General features: G+C 60.9%; 19 protein-coding genes and 1 pseudogene. 13 read left to right on the top strand and 7 right to left on the bottom strand.

The features are described 5' to 3' along the window. From WA145_RS03550 to WA145_RS03525, 6 genes and pseudogenes are all read right to left on the bottom strand, one after another. Positions 1-560 (bottom strand): annotated as a pseudogene (locus tag WA145_RS03550) (RNA polymerase factor sigma-54); the annotation flags it as partial. 138 nt (positions 561-698) lie between these two features. Next, the gene (gene lptB / locus WA145_RS03545; protein WP_090255506.1) at positions 699-1424 is read right to left on the bottom strand and encodes an LPS export ABC transporter ATP-binding protein; all 726 of its coding nucleotides are present in this window, start codon (positions 1422-1424) and stop codon (positions 699-701) included. Positions 1425-1426: 2 nt separating this feature from the next. Next, the gene (gene lptA, locus WA145_RS03540; protein WP_422580244.1) at positions 1427-1969 is read right to left on the bottom strand and encodes a lipopolysaccharide transport periplasmic protein LptA; all 543 of its coding nucleotides are present in this window, start codon (positions 1967-1969) and stop codon (positions 1427-1429) included. Beyond that, positions 1956-2525 (bottom strand): LPS export ABC transporter periplasmic protein LptC, encoded by a 570-nt coding sequence (lptC, locus tag WA145_RS03535; RefSeq protein WP_422580243.1) that lies wholly within the window; start codon positions 2523-2525, stop codon positions 1956-1958. Before lptC ends, lptA begins: the two co-directional genes overlap by 14 nt. 7 nt (positions 2526-2532) lie before the next feature. Continuing rightward, complete coding sequence (locus tag WA145_RS03530; RefSeq protein WP_422580242.1) at positions 2533-3072, bottom strand: KdsC family phosphatase; 540 nt, start codon at positions 3070-3072, stop codon at positions 2533-2535. Further along, positions 3072-4046 (bottom strand): KpsF/GutQ family sugar-phosphate isomerase, encoded by a 975-nt coding sequence (locus tag WA145_RS03525; RefSeq protein WP_422580241.1) that lies wholly within the window; start codon positions 4044-4046, stop codon positions 3072-3074. Before WA145_RS03525 ends, WA145_RS03530 begins: the two co-directional genes overlap by 1 nt. A 246-nt stretch (positions 4047-4292) precedes the next feature. Here WA145_RS03525 and WA145_RS03520 point away from each other — a divergent pair, with 246 nt between their 5' ends. The 10 genes from WA145_RS03520 to hisC all read left to right on the top strand — a co-directional run bounded on the left by WA145_RS03520 (position 4293) and on the right by hisC (position 12155). After that, entirely contained in the window at positions 4293-5102 is an 810-nt protein-coding gene (locus WA145_RS03520; protein ID WP_422580240.1) for an ATP-binding cassette domain-containing protein, read from the top strand. After that, positions 5102-5899, top strand: a complete 798-nt coding sequence (mlaE, locus tag WA145_RS03515) for a lipid asymmetry maintenance ABC transporter permease subunit MlaE (RefSeq protein ID WP_422580239.1) — start codon at positions 5102-5104, stop codon at positions 5897-5899. The genes WA145_RS03520 and mlaE overlap by 1 nt, the downstream gene beginning before the upstream one ends. Next, the gene (gene mlaD, locus WA145_RS03510) at positions 5899-6369 is read left to right on the top strand and encodes an outer membrane lipid asymmetry maintenance protein MlaD (protein ID WP_422580238.1); all 471 of its coding nucleotides are present in this window, start codon (positions 5899-5901) and stop codon (positions 6367-6369) included. Before mlaE ends, mlaD begins: the two co-directional genes overlap by 1 nt. A 14-nt stretch (positions 6370-6383) precedes the next feature. Then, positions 6384-7016 (top strand): MlaC/ttg2D family ABC transporter substrate-binding protein, encoded by a 633-nt coding sequence (locus tag WA145_RS03505; protein ID WP_422580237.1) that lies wholly within the window; start codon positions 6384-6386, stop codon positions 7014-7016. Next, a complete protein-coding gene (locus tag WA145_RS03500; RefSeq protein ID WP_422580236.1) occupies positions 7013-7321 on the top strand; it encodes an STAS domain-containing protein in 309 nt (102 codons plus the stop codon). The genes WA145_RS03505 and WA145_RS03500 overlap by 4 nt, the downstream gene beginning before the upstream one ends. A gap of 121 nt (positions 7322-7442) precedes the next feature. Then, positions 7443-7682 carry a BolA family protein gene (locus WA145_RS03495; RefSeq protein ID WP_397494789.1) on the top strand — a complete coding sequence of 80 codons (240 nt, stop codon included), beginning with the start codon at positions 7443-7445 and terminating at the stop codon, positions 7680-7682. A gap of 22 nt (positions 7683-7704) precedes the next feature. Next, positions 7705-8970: a UDP-N-acetylglucosamine 1-carboxyvinyltransferase gene (gene murA / locus WA145_RS03490; RefSeq protein WP_422580235.1), complete on the top strand. Its 1266-nt coding sequence runs from the start codon at positions 7705-7707 to the stop codon at positions 8968-8970. A 4-nt stretch (positions 8971-8974) separates the two neighbouring features. Further along, positions 8975-9610 (top strand): ATP phosphoribosyltransferase, encoded by a 636-nt coding sequence (gene hisG / locus WA145_RS03485; RefSeq protein WP_339525930.1) that lies wholly within the window; start codon positions 8975-8977, stop codon positions 9608-9610. 121 nt (positions 9611-9731) lie between these two features. Then, positions 9732-11042: a histidinol dehydrogenase gene (hisD, locus tag WA145_RS03480; RefSeq protein ID WP_422580234.1), complete on the top strand. Its 1311-nt coding sequence runs from the start codon at positions 9732-9734 to the stop codon at positions 11040-11042. A gap of 60 nt (positions 11043-11102) precedes the next feature. Then, a complete protein-coding gene (hisC, locus tag WA145_RS03475) occupies positions 11103-12155 on the top strand; it encodes a histidinol-phosphate transaminase (RefSeq protein WP_422580233.1) in 1053 nt (350 codons plus the stop codon). A gap of 129 nt (positions 12156-12284) precedes the next feature. On the opposite strand, the gene algW is transcribed toward hisC, so the two are convergent. Further along, positions 12285-13427, bottom strand: a complete 1143-nt coding sequence (gene algW / locus WA145_RS03470; RefSeq protein ID WP_422580232.1) for a Do family serine endopeptidase AlgW — start codon at positions 13425-13427, stop codon at positions 12285-12287. A gap of 109 nt (positions 13428-13536) precedes the next feature. Here algW and WA145_RS03465 point away from each other — a divergent pair, with 109 nt between their 5' ends. The 3 genes from WA145_RS03465 (at position 13537) to cysN (ending at position 17255) form a co-directional block, all read left to right on the top strand. Further along, positions 13537-14295, top strand: a complete 759-nt coding sequence (locus WA145_RS03465) for a Nif3-like dinuclear metal center hexameric protein (RefSeq protein WP_422580231.1) — start codon at positions 13537-13539, stop codon at positions 14293-14295. A 142-nt stretch (positions 14296-14437) separates the two neighbouring features. Beyond that, positions 14438-15355, top strand: a complete 918-nt coding sequence (gene cysD / locus WA145_RS03460) for a sulfate adenylyltransferase subunit CysD (RefSeq protein WP_422580230.1) — start codon at positions 14438-14440, stop codon at positions 15353-15355. Between the two features lies 1 nt (position 15356). Continuing rightward, the gene (gene cysN / locus WA145_RS03455) at positions 15357-17255 is read left to right on the top strand and encodes a sulfate adenylyltransferase subunit CysN (protein WP_422580229.1); all 1899 of its coding nucleotides are present in this window, start codon (positions 15357-15359) and stop codon (positions 17253-17255) included. The last annotated feature ends 169 nt before the right edge of the window (positions 17256-17424 follow it).

Raw genomic sequence — 17424 nt, 5'->3', positions numbered from 1 at the left:
ACTTCTTCCAGGGTTTCTTCCAGATAGCCCTGTTCGTTGATGCAGTCGATCAGGGTGACGCCGATCAGGCGATCCTTGTCCGACATCGGCGCCAGGTTGAGCTGCCACAGCAGGTGGCTTTGCAGGCTTTCGCCGTTGGAAGTACGGGTGGTGAAATCCCACTCGTCGTCATCGTTGCTGCTACTCGGCAGGCTGCTGGCGCTGGTCTGGTAAATGTCTTCCCAGGCGGTATCGACGGGCAGCTCGTTAGGAATGCGCTCGCCCCACTCGCCTTCTTCCAGGTTGTCCACGGTCTGCGTGGCTTCCTGGTAGTTGGTTTCCTGATAGGGCGCTTCGGGCTGTTCGCTGGGGCTGGCGCTTTCTGCGCCATCGGCCATGGGATCCGAATTATCGAAGTCATCGCCATCTTCCTGGCGTTCGAGCATCGGGTTGGACTCCAAGGCCTCCTGGATCTCTTGTTGTAGATCCAGGGTAGACAGTTGGAGCAGGCGGATGGCCTGTTGCAGCTGCGGTGTCATCGTCAGCTGCTGGCCCATTCTCAGGACTAGCGATGGTTTCATTGCAGACCTTATTTACCGGCGTCTGTGCGCAATCCACTACAGGGCGTTTTCAAAAATCGCCACTTGGAAGCAAATTATATGCCCGATTCTAAGGGGTTTGCCTAGCTCTACCTGTCGCCGGCTTGAGAAAAGCCGCGACTACAGGCGGAACTCATGCCCCAGGTAAACTTCTTTGACTGTCTGGTTGGCCAGAATCGCCTCGGCATCACCTTCGGCAATCAGTTGACCATCGCTGACGATATAGGCCGTTTCGCAGATATCCAGGGTCTCGCGCACGTTGTGGTCGGTGATCAGTACACCGATGCCCTTGGCCTTGAGGTGATGGATGATCTGCTTGATGTCGCCCACGGAAATCGGGTCGACACCGGCGAACGGCTCGTCGAGCAGGATGAACTTGGGGTTGGTTGCCAGGGCGCGGGCAATTTCCACACGACGGCGTTCACCACCGGACAGGCTCATGCCCAGGTTGTCGCGGATATGGCTGATATGGAACTCCTGCAGCAGTCCCTCAAGCTCCTTGCGGCGTGCGGCGCCGTCGAGATCCTTGCGGGTTTCCAGGATGGCCATGATGTTGTCGGCCACGCTGAGCTTGCGGAAGATCGAGGCTTCCTGCGGCAGGTAGCCGATGCCGGCGCGGGCGCGGCCATGCATGGGCTGATGGCTGACGTCGAGATCATCGATCATCACGCGACCCTGATCGGCCTGTACCAGGCCAACAATCATGTAGAAGCAGGTGGTCTTGCCGGCCCCGTTGGGGCCAAGCAGGCCGACGATCTGCCCGCTGTCGATGCTCAGGCTGACGTCGCGCACAACCTGGCGGCCTTTGTAACTCTTGGCCAGGTGTTGGGCTTTCAATGTGGCCATTATTACTGCGCCTGCTGGTCGGCTGGTTTGTTCTTCGGCTGGATCACCATGTCGATACGCGGACGTGGCGCAGTGACATTGGTGCCCGTGGCGCGGCCGGCGTTGACGATCTGGCGCTGGGTGTCATAGACGATTTTCTCGCCCTCGAAGGTGTTGCCTTCCTGAATCACCTTGGCCTGGTCGATCAGTACCACACGCTCGTTGGCCATAAAGTACTGGATGGTCAGACCATAGGCCTTGACGATCTGCTTGTCGGCTGACGGCAGTTGTTCGTAGTAGGCCGGCTTGCCGACCGAGGTAAATACCTCGACATCGCCCTGGGCATTCTGGGTGATGGTCACGGTGTCGCCGGTGACCTTCATGCTGCCTTGGGTGATCACGACGTCGCCGCGATAAACGGCAACGCCTTGCTTGTCATCGAGTTCCGCGCTGTCCGCCTGAATGCGGATCGGCTGTTCGCGGTCGGACGGCAATGCCCAGGCGCTGGCACTTCCGAGTGCGGCGCTGAGGCTAAGTAGTAGGGGGAGGGTGTTAACGAGCCTCATGCTGACCTCTTACGTTGGACAGCAGGAGCATCCGGCCGTCATTCATGTACGCTTTCATTCCTTTTGCCGTGGTCACCCCATTGGCCGCGTCGATTCTAACGGCTTGCTGGGTCTGCGCATATTCCTTCTCGGGGATTACGGTCAGGCGGCTGGTGGTGAGGATGGTCGGGCGGCCTTTGGCGTCGGTACGCTCGACGCGCACCTTGTCGATCAATTCGACCTCAACGCCGCCGGGTGACACTTCGCCGCGCTCGCTGCGGATTTTCCAGGGCAGCTCGGTGCCGCGGAACAGGTTCATGTTCGGGCTGGTCATCAGGGTGATGTCGCTGGCCTTGATGTGCTCGACCTTGTCGGCCGTCAGCTCGTAGTGCAGCTTGCCGTCGGCCTGGTACTGCACGGTGTAGGTGTTGGTGGCGTAAAAGTCGATGGCGTTGTCCGTCTCGTTCTTGCCGGTTTGCTGATCAAAGCTGTCCGGGTTGAGATTCCAATAGCCGAGCGCCGCGACCAGCAGGGCGGCAAAGGCAAACAGGGCGATGTTGAATAGCTTGCGGGGCATGGTTGGCCTATAGATAAGCGGCTTGAGCGGCTTCGAGGCTGCCTTGGGCGTGCATGATCAGTTCGCAGAACTCGCGTGCAGCGCCTTCGCCACCGCGCGCGCGGGTCACGCCGTGGGCATGCTGGCGGACAAAGCCATCGGCGCTGGCGACTGCCATGCCCAGACCGACGCGGCGGATCACCGGCAGGTCGGGCAGATCGTCACCGAGGTAGGCGACCTGTGCATAGTCTAGGCCCAGTTCGCCGAGCAGTTCATCGAGTACCACCAGCTTGTCTTCGCGGCCCTGGTACAGGTGCTGAATCCCCAGGTTCTGCGCGCGACGCTCAACCACAGGAGTTTTGCGGCCGCTGATAATCGCGGTGCGCACCCCGGAGTTGATCAGCATCTTGATGCCATGGCCGTCGAGGGTGTTGAAGGTCTTGAACTCGCTACCATCGACGAGAAAATACAGCTTGCCGTCGGTCAGTACGCCGTCGACGTCAAAGATTGCCAGTTTTATGGCCTGGGCGCGTTGCAGCAGATCAGGATTGATCGGGTCAGTGCTCATTACATCACTCCGGCGCGGAGCAGGTCGTGCATGTTCAATGCGCCGATTGGCTGCTCGTTATCGTTGATCACCACCAGTGAACTGATCTTGTGGTCTTCCATGATTTTCAAGGCCTCTGCCGCGAGCATTTCCGCGCGGGCGGTCTTGCCGTGGACGGTCATTACGTCATCGATAATGGTCTGGCGTACGTCAATGTTGCGATCCAGGGTGCGGCGCAGGTCGCCGTCGGTGAAGATCCCGGCCAGGCGGCCATCGTCTTCGGTCACCACGGTCATGCCCAGGCCTTTCTGGGTCATTTCCAGCAACGCATCACGCAGCGAGGTGCCGCGCTTGACGCGTGGCAGGCTGTCGCCGGCGTGCATGACGTTCTCCACCTTGAGCAGCAGGCGTCGGCCCAGTGCGCCGCCTGGGTGGGAGAAGGCGAAATCTTCAGCGGTAAACCCGCGGGCTTCCAGCAGGGCAATGGCCAGGGCGTCACCGAGTACCAGCGATACGGTGGTGGACGAGGTTGGCGCCAGGTTCAGCGGACAGGCTTCCTGGGATACACGGGCGTCCAGATTGACTTCGGCAGCTTTGGCCAGCGGTGATTCCGGGTTGCCGGTCATGCTGATCAGGCGGATGCCGAGGCGTTTGATCAGCGGTAGCAGGGTGACGATTTCTGCGGTGGAGCCGGAGTTGGACAGGGCCAGCACCACGTCGTCGCGGGTGATCATGCCCATATCGCCGTGGCTGGCCTCGGCCGGATGGACAAAGAACGCGGTGGTGCCGGTACTGGCCAGGGTCGCGGCAATCTTGTTGCCGACGTGGCCGGACTTGCCCATGCCGACCACCACCACACGGCCCTTGCTGGCGAGAATCAGTTCGCAGGCACGCACGAAATCACCGTTGATACGCGCCAGCAGATCCTCGATGGCTTCGAGTTCCAGGCGGATGGTGCGCTGCGCTGATTGGATCAGATCGGTGGACTGGCTCATGACTTCTCTGCGGCGTACGGGCTAAAAGCTGCCGATTATAACGGTAAAGGGGCGCCTGCCCAGTGTTTCCAGTTCTCAGTTGCTGGTTGGAACTGTGCGGCGCTTATCTTCGGCAACACCTTCAGTCTTGGGCGGGCAATGCCACGATGGTATAGTTCGCGGCCATTTTCGGTAGGTTCAATGACCCGCGGTGCCCTTTGTTGAGGGTGGTGCGTCAGTCAGGCACGCGTTGAGCAAGGAGTCCAGATGAGCGCCGAGAACCCGTATGCAGTTGAGCTGAAGAACCTCAGCTTTAAACGCGGCGAGCGGGATATTTTCAAAAACATCGATATCCAGATTCCCCGTGGCAAGGTCACCGGGATCATGGGGCCGTCTGGCTGTGGCAAAACCACACTGCTGCGCCTGATCGCGGCCGAGCTCAAACCGAGCCAGGGCGAAGTTTGGGTCAATGGCCTGAACTTGCCGACGCTGTCGCGCGGCGAACTGTTCGATATGCGCAAGCAGATGGGCGTGCTGTTCCAGAGCGGTGCACTGTTTACCGATCTGGATGTGTTCGAGAACGTCGCCTTTCCGTTGCGGGTGCATACCCAGCTGCCAGAGGAAATGATTCGCGACATCGTGCTGATGAAGTTGCAGGCCGTGGGGCTGCGCGGCGCTCTGGACTTGATGCCCGATGAGTTGTCGGGCGGCATGAAGCGTCGCGTGGCGCTGGCTCGGGCGATTGCCCTGGACCCGCAAATCCTCATGTATGACGAGCCGTTTGTCGGCCAGGACCCGATTGCCATGGGCGTTCTGGTGCGTCTGATTCGTCTGCTCAGCGATGCGCTGGGGATCACCAGCATCGTGGTGTCCCATGACCTGGCGGAAACCGCGAGCATTGCCGACTACATCTATGTCGTCGGCGACACCCAGGTACTGGGGCAGGGCACGCCGGCCGAATTGATGGCGTCGGACAACCCGCGCGTGCGTCAGTTTATGCAGGGCATCCCCGATGGCCCGGTGCCGTTCCACTTTCCTGCGGCCAATTACCGCGACGATCTTCTGGGGGAGCGCTGATGCGCAAGACATCTGTGCTCGAACGGGTGCGCCTGTTTGGCCGCGCCGGTATTGATGTGGTGGCCACGCTGGGCCGCTCGGGGGTGTTTTTGCTGCGCGCGCTGTTTGGCCGTGGCTCGACCGGCAACAGCTTTCAGCTGTTGATCAAGCAGCTGTATTCGGTTGGCGTGATGTCCCTGGCCATCATCGTCGTCTCCGGCATCTTTATCGGCATGGTGCTGTCGCTGCAGGGCTTTAGCATTCTGGCCAAATACGGTTCCGAACAGGCGGTGGGGCAGATGGTCGCCTTGACCTTGCTGCGTGAGCTGGGGCCGGTGGTTACTGCCTTGTTGTTCGCCGGGCGCGCCGGTTCGGCGCTGACTGCGGAAATCGGCAATATGAAATCCACCGAGCAGCTGTCGAGCCTGGCGATGATTGGCGTTGACCCGCTCAAATATATTGTCGCGCCGCGCTTGTGGGCCGGTTTTATCTCGATGCCGCTGCTGGCGATGATCTTCAGCGTGGTCGGCATCTGGGGCGGTGCGATGGTCGCCGTCGACTGGCTGGGGGTTTATGAGGGCTCGTTCTGGGCCAATATGCAAAGCAGTGTCTCGTTTCGCGAAGATGTGCTCAATGGTGTGATCAAGAGCGTGGTCTTTGCGTTTGTGGTGACCTGGATCGCCGTGTTTCAGGGCTATGACTGTGAGCCGACGTCGGAAGGGATTAGTCGTGCCACCACGAAAACCGTGGTGTACGCCTCGCTCGCCGTATTGGGGCTGGACTTTATTCTGACCGCTTTGATGTTTGGAGATTTCTGATGCAGAACCGCACGCTGGAAATTGGTGTCGGCTTGTTCCTCTTGGCCGGGTTGTTGGCCTTGTTGCTGCTGGCCCTGCGCGTCAGCGGCCTGACCGTCGGCAGCAGCGATAATACCTACAAGGTGTATGCGCACTTTGAGAATATCGCCGGTTTGACGGTCAGATCGAAAGTGACCATGGCCGGTGTGACGATCGGCAAGGTCACCGCCATCGATCTGGATCGCGACAGCTATATGGGGCGCGTCACCATGGTGTTGGATGATGCCGTGGATAACCTGCCGGCAGACTCCACCGCCTCGATTCTGACGGCGGGCCTGCTGGGCGAGAAATACATTGGGCTCAGCGTGGGCGGCGAAGAAGAAGTGCTGCGCGATGGCGGCACCATTCACGACACGCAGTCGTCATTGGTATTGGAAGACCTGATTGGCAAATTCCTGCTCAATTCGGTCAATAAAGACCAGGCTAATTAATAGAGGAACTGACTATGTTCAAAGCACTGCGTAACGGCCTGTTTATCTGCCTGGCCGTCATGTCCTTGCCGCTGCTGGCGGCTCCGGCGGCCCATGAGGTGGTGCAGCAGACCACCACCACACTGCTGGCCGACCTCAAGGCCAACAAGGAGCAGTACCGCACCGATCCGGGCGCGTTTTACGACGCGCTAAACAGCATTCTCGGCCCGGTGGTGGATGTTGACGGGATTTCCCGTGGCGTGATGACTGTGCGCTACTCGCGTCAGGCCTCGCCGGAACAGATGCAGCGCTTTCAGGAAAACTTCAAGCGCAGCCTGATGCAGTTCTATGGCAATGCCCTGCTCGAATACAACAACCAGGACATCCGCGTGCTGCCGGTCAGTGGCCAGCAGGACCCTGAGCGCACCTCGGTGAACATGGAAATCAAGGATGGCAAGGGCGCGGTCTATCCGCTGTCCTACACCATGGTCAGCCTGGATGGCAGCTGGAAGATGCGCAACGTGATCATCAATGGCATCAACGTCGGCAAACTGTTCCGTGACCAGTTCGCCCAGGCCATGCAGGACAATCGCAATGACCTGGACAAGGTCATCGATAACTGGACCGAGACCGTCGCCAAAGCCCGCCAAGGGGCGAATGCGTCGTGAGTCAGGCCAGCATCAGCGAGGCATCGCCGGGTGTTTTCAGCCTGGTCGGTGTACTCGACTACCTGAGCGCGCCGGCGCTGCGCGAGCAAGGCGCGCGTCTGCTCAAGGTCAGCCCAGCTGCTGCTTGTGTGCTTGATTGCAGCGGCGTGGAGAAATCCAGCAGCGTCGGCCTGTCGCTGCTGCTGGCGTTTATGCGCGACGCCAGTGCGGCTGGCAAGACCTTGAGCGTGAGCAATCTGCCCAAGGACATGCGCGAAATCGCCGGTGTCTGCGGGTTGCTGGAAATTCTGCCGCTGCAGGCCTGATCAGGGCTTCGGTCGGCTGGAAATAATGCGGGGTTCGCAGGCGGGGGGCTTTTTTGTATGATGCCAGGCCCGCGAGCGTCTGCTCGGCAGTCGTTAATTCATGCAGTGATCGAGGTTGAGCATGCAGGCCTTAGAAGTAAAGAGTCTCCTTGAGGCTAAATTGCCGGATACCCAGGTGGAAGTCGAAGGCGAAGGCTGCAACTTTCAGCTGAACCTGATCAGTGACGAACTGGCCGCTCTTGGCCCAGTCAAGCGTCAGCAGCAGATCTACGCTCACCTCAATGCCTGGATCGCCGATGGCAGCATCCACGCCGTGAGTATGAAATTCTTTAGCCGTGCCGATTGGGCCGCGCGTTCCTAAGCCTGCGGGCGACGAGAGAACTATGGACAAACTGATTATTACCGGTGGCGTGCGCCTCGATGGCGAAATCCGCATTTCTGGGGCGAAGAACTCTGCCCTGCCGATTCTCGCTGCCACCCTGCTCGGTGACGCCCCCGTCACCATCTGTAACCTGCCGCACCTGCACGACATCACCACCATGATCGAGCTGTTCGGGCGCATGGGTATCGAGCCGATTATCGACGAGAAGCTCAGCGTGGAAGTCGATGCGCGGGCGATCAAGACCCTGATCGCACCCTATGAACTGGTGAAAACCATGCGCGCCTCGATCCTGGTGCTCGGCCCGATGGTCGCGCGCTTCGGTTATGCCGAAGTAGCCCTGCCGGGCGGTTGCGCCATCGGTTCGCGTCCGGTTGATCTGCATATCCGTGGCCTGGAAGCCATGGGCGCGATCATCGACGTCGAGGCCGGCTATATCAAGGCCAAGGCCCCGGAAGGCGGTCTGCGTGGAGCACACTTCTTCTTCGATACCGTCAGCGTCACCGGTACTGAAAACATCATGATGGCCGCCACCCTGGCCAAAGGTCGCAGCGTGCTGGAAAACGCCGCGCGCGAACCGGAAGTGGTCGACCTGGCCAACTGCCTGATCGCCATGGGTGCGAAAATCAGCGGCGCGGGCACCGACACCATCACCATCGATGGTGTTGAGCGTCTGCACGGCGCGCGTTTCAGCGTGATGCCTGACCGTATCGAAACCGGCACCTACCTGGTGGCCGCTGCGGTCACCGGCGGCCGGGTCAAGGTCAAGGACACCGATCCGACCGCCCTTGAAGCGGTGCTGTCCAAACTGCAGGAAGCCGGTGCGCAAATCACCTGTGGCAACGACTGGATCGAGCTGAACATGCACGGCAAGCGGCCGAAAGCCGTCAACCTGCGTACCGCACCCTATCCGGCGTTCCCCACCGACATGCAGGCGCAGTTCGTGGCCCTCAACGCAATTGCCGAAGGCACCGGCACGGTGATCGAAACCGTGTTCGAAAACCGCTTTATGCACGTGCATGAAATGATCCGCATGGGCGCGCAGATCCAGGTCGAAGGCAACACCGCCATCGTCACTGGCGTCGAAGCCCTTAAGGGCGCGCCTGTGATGGCCACCGACCTGCGTGCATCGGCCAGTCTGGTGATCTCGGCATTGGTGGCCGAGGGCGATACGCTGATCGACCGTATCTACCACATCGACCGTGGTTACGAGTGCATCGAAGAGAAGCTGCAGCTGCTCGGTGCCAAGATTCGCCGCGTGCCGGGTTGATGCCATGCTGACCATTGCCCTTTCCAAAGGCCGGATTCTCGATGACACCCTGCCGCTGCTGGCGGCGGCGGGTATCGAGCCGACCGAGAATCCGGATAAAAGCCGCAAGCTGATCATCCCGACCACGCTGGACGATGTGCGCCTGTTGATCGTGCGTGCCACCGACGTGCCGACCTATGTCGAACATGGCGCCGCTGACCTCGGCGTGGCTGGCAAGGACGTACTGATGGAGTACGGCGGCCAGGGTTTGTATGAACCGCTGGATCTGCGCATTGCCCAGTGCAAGCTGATGACCGCCGGTGCTGTCGGCGCGCCCGAGCCGAAAGGCCGCCTGCGGGTGGCCACCAAGTTTGTCAATGTGGCCAAGCGTTATTACGCCGAGCAGGGCCGTCAGGTCGACATCATCAAGCTGTATGGCTCGATGGAGCTGGCGCCGCTGGTGGGGTTGGCCGACAAGATCATTGACGTGGTCGACACCGGCAACACCCTGCGTGCCAACGGTCTGGAGGCTCAGGAACTGATCGCCATGATCAGCTCGCGGCTGGTGGTCAACAAGGCGTCGATGAAGATGCAGCATGCGCGCATTCAGGCGTTGATCGACACCCTGCGCGATGCGGTCGAAGCGCGACATCCACGCTGAGTCTGATGGCCGCCCAGTGCGGCCTAGCCTATCCGCGTTATAGCCAAAATTCTCAGGTGCCCGCGCGGAGTGGTTGTTACTCTACGGGCGCTTGAGCATTTGCCAATCTAAGAGGCCCGCTATGACCGCTGCTATCGCTATCCGCCGACTCAATGCCGCTGACCAGGACTTTGCCCAGCATCTGGATCATCTGCTGAGCTGGGAAAGTGTCTCGGATGATGCGGTCAACCAGCGCGTGCTGGATATCATCAAGGCCGTGCGTGAGCGTGGCGATGCGGCGCTGGTCGAGTTCACCAAACAGTTCGATGGTCTGGATGTCGCCTCCATGGCCGATCTGATCCTGCCGCGCGAGCGTCTGGAGCTGGCCCTGAGCCGCATCACCCCGGAGCAGCGCAGCGCCCTGGAAAAAGCTGCCGAGCGCGTGCGCAGCTACCACGAGCGGCAGAAACAGGACTCCTGGACCTATCGTGAGGCCGACGGCACGGTGCTGGGGCAGAAGGTTACCCCGCTCGATCGCGCCGGCCTCTATGTGCCGGGCGGCAAGGCCTCCTATCCCTCTTCGGTGCTGATGAACGCCATCCCGGCCAAGGTCGCCGGCGTGCCGGAAGTGGTGATGGTGGTGCCGACCCCGCGTGGTGAAATCAACGAACTGGTACTGGCTGCCGCCTGCATCGCCGGGGTCGACCGGGTGTTTACCATCGGTGGTGCCCAGGCCGTGGCCGCATTGGCCTATGGCACCGAGAGCGTGCCGCCGGTGGACAAGATCGTCGGCCCCGGCAATATCTATGTCGCCACGGCCAAGCGTCATGTATTCGGCAAGGTTGGCATCGACATGATCGCCGGCCCTTCGGAGATTCTCGTGGTGTGTGACGGCCAGACCGATCCGGATTGGATCGCCATGGACTTGTTCTCCCAGGCCGAGCACGACGAAGACGCTCAGTCGATCCTGGTCAGCCCGGATGCCGCCTTCCTCGATCGCGTCGCCGAGAGCATCGCCAAGTTGCTGCCGACTCTGGAACGCGAAACCATTGCCCGCACTTCGCTGGAAGGCCGTGGCGCGCTTATTCAGGTGGCCGATATGGCCCAGGCCATCGAGGTGGCCAACCGTATCGCGCCGGAGCATTTGGAGTTGTCGGTAGAAAACCCGGAAGAGTATCTGCCGCTGATCCGTCACGCCGGGGCGATCTTTATGGGGCGCTACACCGCTGAGGCCCTGGGCGATTACTGCGCCGGGCCCAACCATGTGCTGCCGACCTCTGGCACCGCGCGCTATTCCTCGCCGCTGGGCGTATATGACTTCCAGAAGCGCTCGTCGATCATCCATTGCTCGGCCGAGGGGGCGTCGGAGTTGGGCAAGGTCGCCAGCGTGCTGGCCCGTGGCGAGTCGCTGACCGCCCACGCCCGCAGCGCCGAGTACCGTATCAAACCGTAGGACGGGTTGAACGCAGCGATACCCATCAAAAATGCAACGAATTCGAGGAGAGAAGGGCAGATGAGCAAATTCTGGAGCCCCTTCGTTAAACACCTGGTGCCTTACGTGCCGGGCGAGCAGCCGAAACTGGCCAAGCTGGTCAAGCTCAACACCAATGAAAATCCTTACGGCCCGTCGCCCAAGGCCATCGCCGCCATGCAGGCCGAGCTGAATGACAACCTGCGCCTGTACCCGGACCCCAATAGCGACCGTTTGAAGCAGGCAGTGGCCGATTATTACGGCGTGCAGACCACTCAGGTATTTGTCGGCAACGGCTCCGATGAGGTGCTGGCGCATGCCTTCCATGGTCTGTTCCAGCATGGCCAGCCGCTGCTGTTTCCGGATATCAGCTACAGCTTTTATCCGGTCTACTGCGGGCTGTACGGCATCGCCAACGAGCAGATTCCTCTGGACGAGCAGTTCCAGATTCGCGTGGAAGATTACGCGCGGCCCAATGGCGGCATCATCTTCCCCAACCCCAATGCGCCAACCGGCTGCCCCCTGGCGCTCGAGGCCATCGAGCGTCTGCTCAAAGCCAACCCGGATAGCGTGGTGCTGGTGGACGAAGCCTATATCGATTTCGGCGGCGAGACGGCAATCAGCCTGGTGGACAAGTACCCCAACCTGCTGGTGACCCAGACCCTGTCCAAGTCGCGCTCGCTGGCCGGGCTGCGGGTCGGTATCGCGGTTGGTCATCCTGATTTGATCGAGGCCCTGGAACGGATCAAGAACAGCTTCAACTCCTATCCGCTGGACCGCATGGCGATTGCCGGTGCGGCGGCGGCGTTCGAGGACAAGGCCTACTTCGAGCAGACCTGCCAGCGCGTGATCGACAGCCGCGAAGCGCTAGTGGCAGGGCTGCAGAAGCTGGGCTTTGCAGTGCTGCCCTCCGCAGCAAACTTCGTCTTTGCCCGCCATCCAGGCAAGGATGCGGCAACCCTGGCCGCCGGGCTGCGTGAGCAGGGCGTGATCGTGCGCCACTTCAAGCAGCAGCGCATCGCCCAGTTTCTGCGTATCACCATCGGCACGCCGGAGCAGAACCAGGCGCTGCTGGATGCGCTGCAAGATCTGTAGGGGCAGTCGTAAAGCCGGAGCCGCTGCAGCGCTCTGGCTTTATTGCGTGCTATGCGCAGTGTTTCTGTTCACTGGCGTTAATTTTGAGGTTGATTCGCCCTGGCGTGCCGCCGGCTAGAAGCCATCAGATCAGCTGCCGTTGACGGGCGGTCTTACGCCGATTTCTGCGCTCAGCTGCAGCGGTTTGCCATTGCGCAGGATATCAATGCGGATCTTCTCGCCGGGCTTGGCGCGTGCCACCTGGTTCATCGAGCGGCGACCATCACCGGCCGGTTCGCCGTCGATGCTGAGGATCAGATCGCCCGGTTGCAGGCCGGCTTTCTGCGCCGGGCCCTCGCGGTAAATGCCGGCCACGACGATGCCGGGGCGTCCGTCCATGCCGAAGGACTCCGCCAGCTCAGGGGTCAGTGGTTGCACTTCAATACCCAGCCAGCCGCGAATTACCTTGCCGTGCTCGATAATCGCCTGCATCACCTCTATCGCCAGCTTCACCGGAATGGCAAAGCCAATGCCCTGCGAGCCGCCGGATTTGGAGAAGATCGCCGTATTGATGCCCACCAGGTTGCCATAGGCATCCACCAGCGCGCCGCCTGAGTTGCCGGGGTTGATCGCCGCATCGGTCTGGATAAAGTCTTCGTAGGTGTTGAGGCCCAGCTGGTTGCGCCCGGTGGCGCTGATAATGCCCATGGTCACGGTCTGGCCGACGCCGAACGGGTTGCCGATGGCCAGGGCCACGTCGCCAATACGGATATTGTCCGAGCGGCCGAGGATGATAAACGGCAGGTTCGGAAGGTCGATTTTCAGCACCGCCAGGTCAGTTTCCGGATCGCTGCCGATCATCCGCGCCAGGGTTTCGCGGCCGTCTTTCAGCGCCACGACGATCTGATCGGCCCCGGCAACCACGTGGTTATTGGTCAGCAGGTAGCCTTCCGGGCTCATGATCACCGCCGAGCCCAGGCTCGACTCCATGCGCCGCTGCTTGGGCAGGTTGTCGCCGAAGAACTTGCGGAATTGCGGGTCTTCGAACAGCGGGTGCGCGGGTTTGTTGACGAGTTTGGTGGTGTACAGGTTGGCCACGGCGGGCGATGCGGTGGTTACCGCTTCGGCATAGGACACTGGCCCATCCTGCATGCGGCTGTAGAACGGTGCCTGGCGCACGTGCACGTCCTGCCCAGGCAAACCAACCCATTGCGGGAAATATTGCATGATCAGCATTGCCGACAGCACACCGGCCAGCAGGGGCCAGCCGAGGAAACGCAGGGCCTTGAACATCGATCCAATCCTGAGGGTTGCCGGGGGCGGGTGCGCCCCTTAAGGTGCGTCATTATAGAGAAGCCGCCGGCAATAAAGCAGCGTCTCACAACTGTGATAAGGAAACCCTATGGCCATTGCCCTGGCGACCCTGGTGGACGAAGCCGACCGCTACCTGAATGCCGCGCGCATCAGTGATTACTGCCCCAATGGCCTGCAGGTCGAGGGGCGGCCGCAGGTGCGGCGTATCGTCAGTGGTGTCACCGCCAGCCAGGCGCTGGTTGATGCGGCCGTCGAGGCCGAAGCCGATGTGCTGCTGGTGCACCACGGCTATTTCTGGAAGGGCGAGAACCCCTGTATCACCGGGATGAAGCGTCGCCGCCTGCAGACTCTGCTGGCCAACGATATCAGCCTGCTGGCCTATCACCTGCCGCTGGATGTGCATGCCGAGGTGGGCAATAACGTGCAATTGGCCGCGCAGTTGGGTATCACGGTGGAAGGTCCGCTGGAGCCGGAAAATCCGCGCACCGTCGGGCTGCTCGGCTCACTGGCCGAGGCCATGAGCCCGCGTGATTTCGCCCGCCATGTGCAGCAGGTGCTCGGCCGTGAGCCGCTGCTGGTCGAAGGTGAGGCGATGATTCGCCGAGTCGGGTGGTGTACCGGCGGCGGCCAGGGCTATATCGAGCAGGCGATTGCCGCCGGGGTTGACCTGTACCTGACCGGCGAAGCCTCCGAGCAGACCTTCCACAGCGCCCGCGAGAATGGCATCAGCTTTATCGCCGCCGGCCATCACGCCACCGAACGTTACGGCGTGCAGGCGTTGGGCGAGTACCTGGCGCGGCGTTTTGCCATCGAACATCTGTTTATCGATTGCCCCAATCCCATCTGATATGCCGCGAGCGGCCAAGTCGACGGGTATAAAGCTAGACCTTTTCGATCTAAACAGCCCCCTGATTAGAAGATGGTGCTGTGCTAGAGTGCGCCTTCCTCCGCGGCCGCCGGCCCAAACACACTGCAATGCGTGAGTAGCCATGCTCGATAAATTGACCCACCTGAAACAGCTGGAGGCGGAAAGCATCCACATCATTCGTGAAGTGGCCGCCGAATTCGACAACCCGGTGATGCTCTATTCCATCGGTAAAGACTCCGCCGTGATGCTGCACCTGGCGCGCAAGGCGTTCTTTCCCGGCAAGCTGCCGTTCCCGGTGATGCACGTCGATACGCGCTGGAAGTTTCAAGAGATGTACGCCTTCCGCGAGAAGATAGTCAAAGAGTACGGCCTGGACCTGATCACCCATATCAACCCGGATGGCGTGGCGCAGGACATGAACCCCTTCACCTACGGCAGTGCCAAACACACCGACGTGATGAAAACCGAGGGTCTCAAGCAGGCCCTGGACAAGTACGGTTTCGACGCCGCCTTCGGTGGCGCGCGCCGCGACGAAGAGAAATCCCGCGCCAAGGAGCGCGTGTACTCGTTCCGCGACAGCAAGCACCGCTGGGATCCGAAGAACCAGCGTCCCGAGCTGTGGAATGTGTACAACGGCAACGTCAAGAAGGGCGAGTCGATCCGCGTATTCCCTCTGTCCAACTGGACCGAGCTGGACATCTGGCAATACATCTACCTGGAACAAATTCCGATCGTGCCGCTGTACTTCGCCGCCGAGCGCGAAGTGATCGAGAAGAATGGCACGTTGATCATGATCGACGACGAGCGCATCCTCGAGCACCTCTCGGATGAAGAAAAAGCCCGTATTACCAAGAAGATGGTGCGTTTCCGTACCCTCGGCTGCTACCCGCTGACCGGCGCGGTGGAGTCCACGGCCACCACCCTGACCGATATCATTCAGGAAATGCTGCTGACTCGAACGTCCGAGCGTCAGGGCCGGGTGATCGACCACGATGCTGCGGGTTCGATGGAAGAGAAAAAACGTCAGGGGTATTTTTAAGATGTCGCACCAATCCGATCTGATCAGCGAAGACATCCTCGCTTACCTGGCTCAGCACGAGCGTAAAGAGCTGCTGCGTTTCCTCACCTGCGGCAACGTCGACGACGGCAAGAGCACCCTGATTGGCCGCCTGCTGCATGACTCCAAGATGATCTACGAAGACCATCTGGATGCCATCACCCGCGACTCGAAGAAGTCCGGCACCACCGGCGAAGAAGTCGACCTGGCGCTGCTGGTCGACGGCCTGCAGGCCGAGCGCGAGCAGGGCATCACCATCGACGTGGCGTACCGCTATTTCAGCACCACCAAGCGCAAGTTCATCATTGCCGATACCCCAGGCCATGAGCAGTACACCCGTAACATGGCGACCGGCGCCTCCAACTGCGATCTGGCGATTATTCTGATTGACGCGCGTTATGGCGTGCAGACCCAGACCAAGCGCCACAGTTTTATCGCCAGCCTGCTGGGCATCAAGCACATCGTCGTGGCCATCAACAAGATGGACCTCAAGGGCTTCGATCAAGGCGTATTCGAGCAGATCAAGGCCGATTACCTGAAGTTCGCCGAAGGTATCGCGCTCAAACCAAACTCGCTGCACTTCGTGCCGATGTCGGCGCTCAAGGGCGACAACGTGGTCAACAAGAGCGAGCAATCGCCTTGGTACACCGGCCAGTCGCTGATGGAAATCCTCGAAACCGTGGAAGTCGCTGGCGACCGCAACTTCGACGATCTGCGTTTCCCGGTGCAGTACGTCAATCGTCCGAACCTGAACTTCCGCGGTTTCGCCGGCACCCTGGCCAGCGGCATCGTGCGCAAGGGCGACGAAGTCATCGCGTTGCCATCGGGCAAGGGCAGCAAGGTCAAGTCCATCGTCACCTTCGAGGGTGAGCTGGAACAAGCCGGCCCAGGCCAGGCGATTACCCTGACCCTGGAAGACGAAATCGACGTGTCGCGCGGCGACATGCTGGTGCACGCCGACAACCGTCCGCAGGTGGTCGACAGCTTCGACGCCATGCTGGTGTGGATGAGCGAGGAGCCGATGCTGCCGGGCAAGAAATACGACATCAAACGCGCCACCAGCTACGTGCCGGGCTCGATTGCCAGCATCACTCACCGGGTCGATGTAAACACCCTGGAGCACGGCGCGGCGAGCAGCCTGCAACTCAACGAAATCGGCCAGGTGCGTATTGCCCTGGATGCACCGATCGCCCTGGACGGTTACGCACATAACCGCACCACTGGCTCGTTTATCGTGATTGATCGCCTGACCAACGGCACCGTCGGTGCCGGCATGATCATCGCCGAACCGGTCGACGCGGGGGCGGGCGGCCATCACGGCAAGCTGGCGCATGTGTCCACCGAAGAGCGTGCTGCACGCTTCGGCCAGCAGCCGGCTACCGTGCTGTTCAGCGGCCTGTCCGGCGCTGGCAAAAGCACCCTGGCCTACGCTGTGGAGCGCAAGCTGTTCGACATGGGCCGTGCGGTCTATGTGCTGGACGGGCAGAACCTGCGCCACGACCTCAACAAGGGCCTGCCGCAGGACCGTGCCGGGCGTACCGAGAACTGGCGGCGTGCCGCTCAGGTGGCGCGTCAGTTCAACGAAGCCGGCCTGCTGACCCTGGCGGCCTTTGTTGCCCCGGATGCCGAAGGTCGCGAACAGGCCAAGGCGCTGATCGGTGCCGAGCGTCTGCTTACCGTGTATGTGCAGGCGTCCCCGCAAGTCTGCGCCGAGCGTGATCCGCAGGGCTTGTACGCGGCGGGTGGCGACAATATCCCGGGCGAGTCCTTCCCCTATGACGTGCCGCTGAATGCCGATCTGCTGATCGACACGCAGGCGGTGTCGGTGGAAGAGGGCGTCAAGCAGGTGTTGGCGCTGCTGCGCGAGCGCGGCGCGATTTAACTCTGCCGCCCATTAAAAAGCCCCGCCTGGTGCGGGGCTTTTTAGGGATGGTCTGAAGTAGTCATGTATTTCTGGCGAACTTCAGACCCAGCCGATTTTGAAAGCGGCAAATCGATCAAAAACGATCAGTTCACCCGCTCATTTCTGTGTTCTTAGCCGCTGCGATAGC

The organism is Pseudomonas sp. (assembly GCF_049301935.1).
Lineage (GTDB): Bacteria > Pseudomonadota > Gammaproteobacteria > Pseudomonadales > Pseudomonadaceae > Aquipseudomonas.
This window is presented reverse-complemented; position numbering and strand designations above follow the sequence as displayed.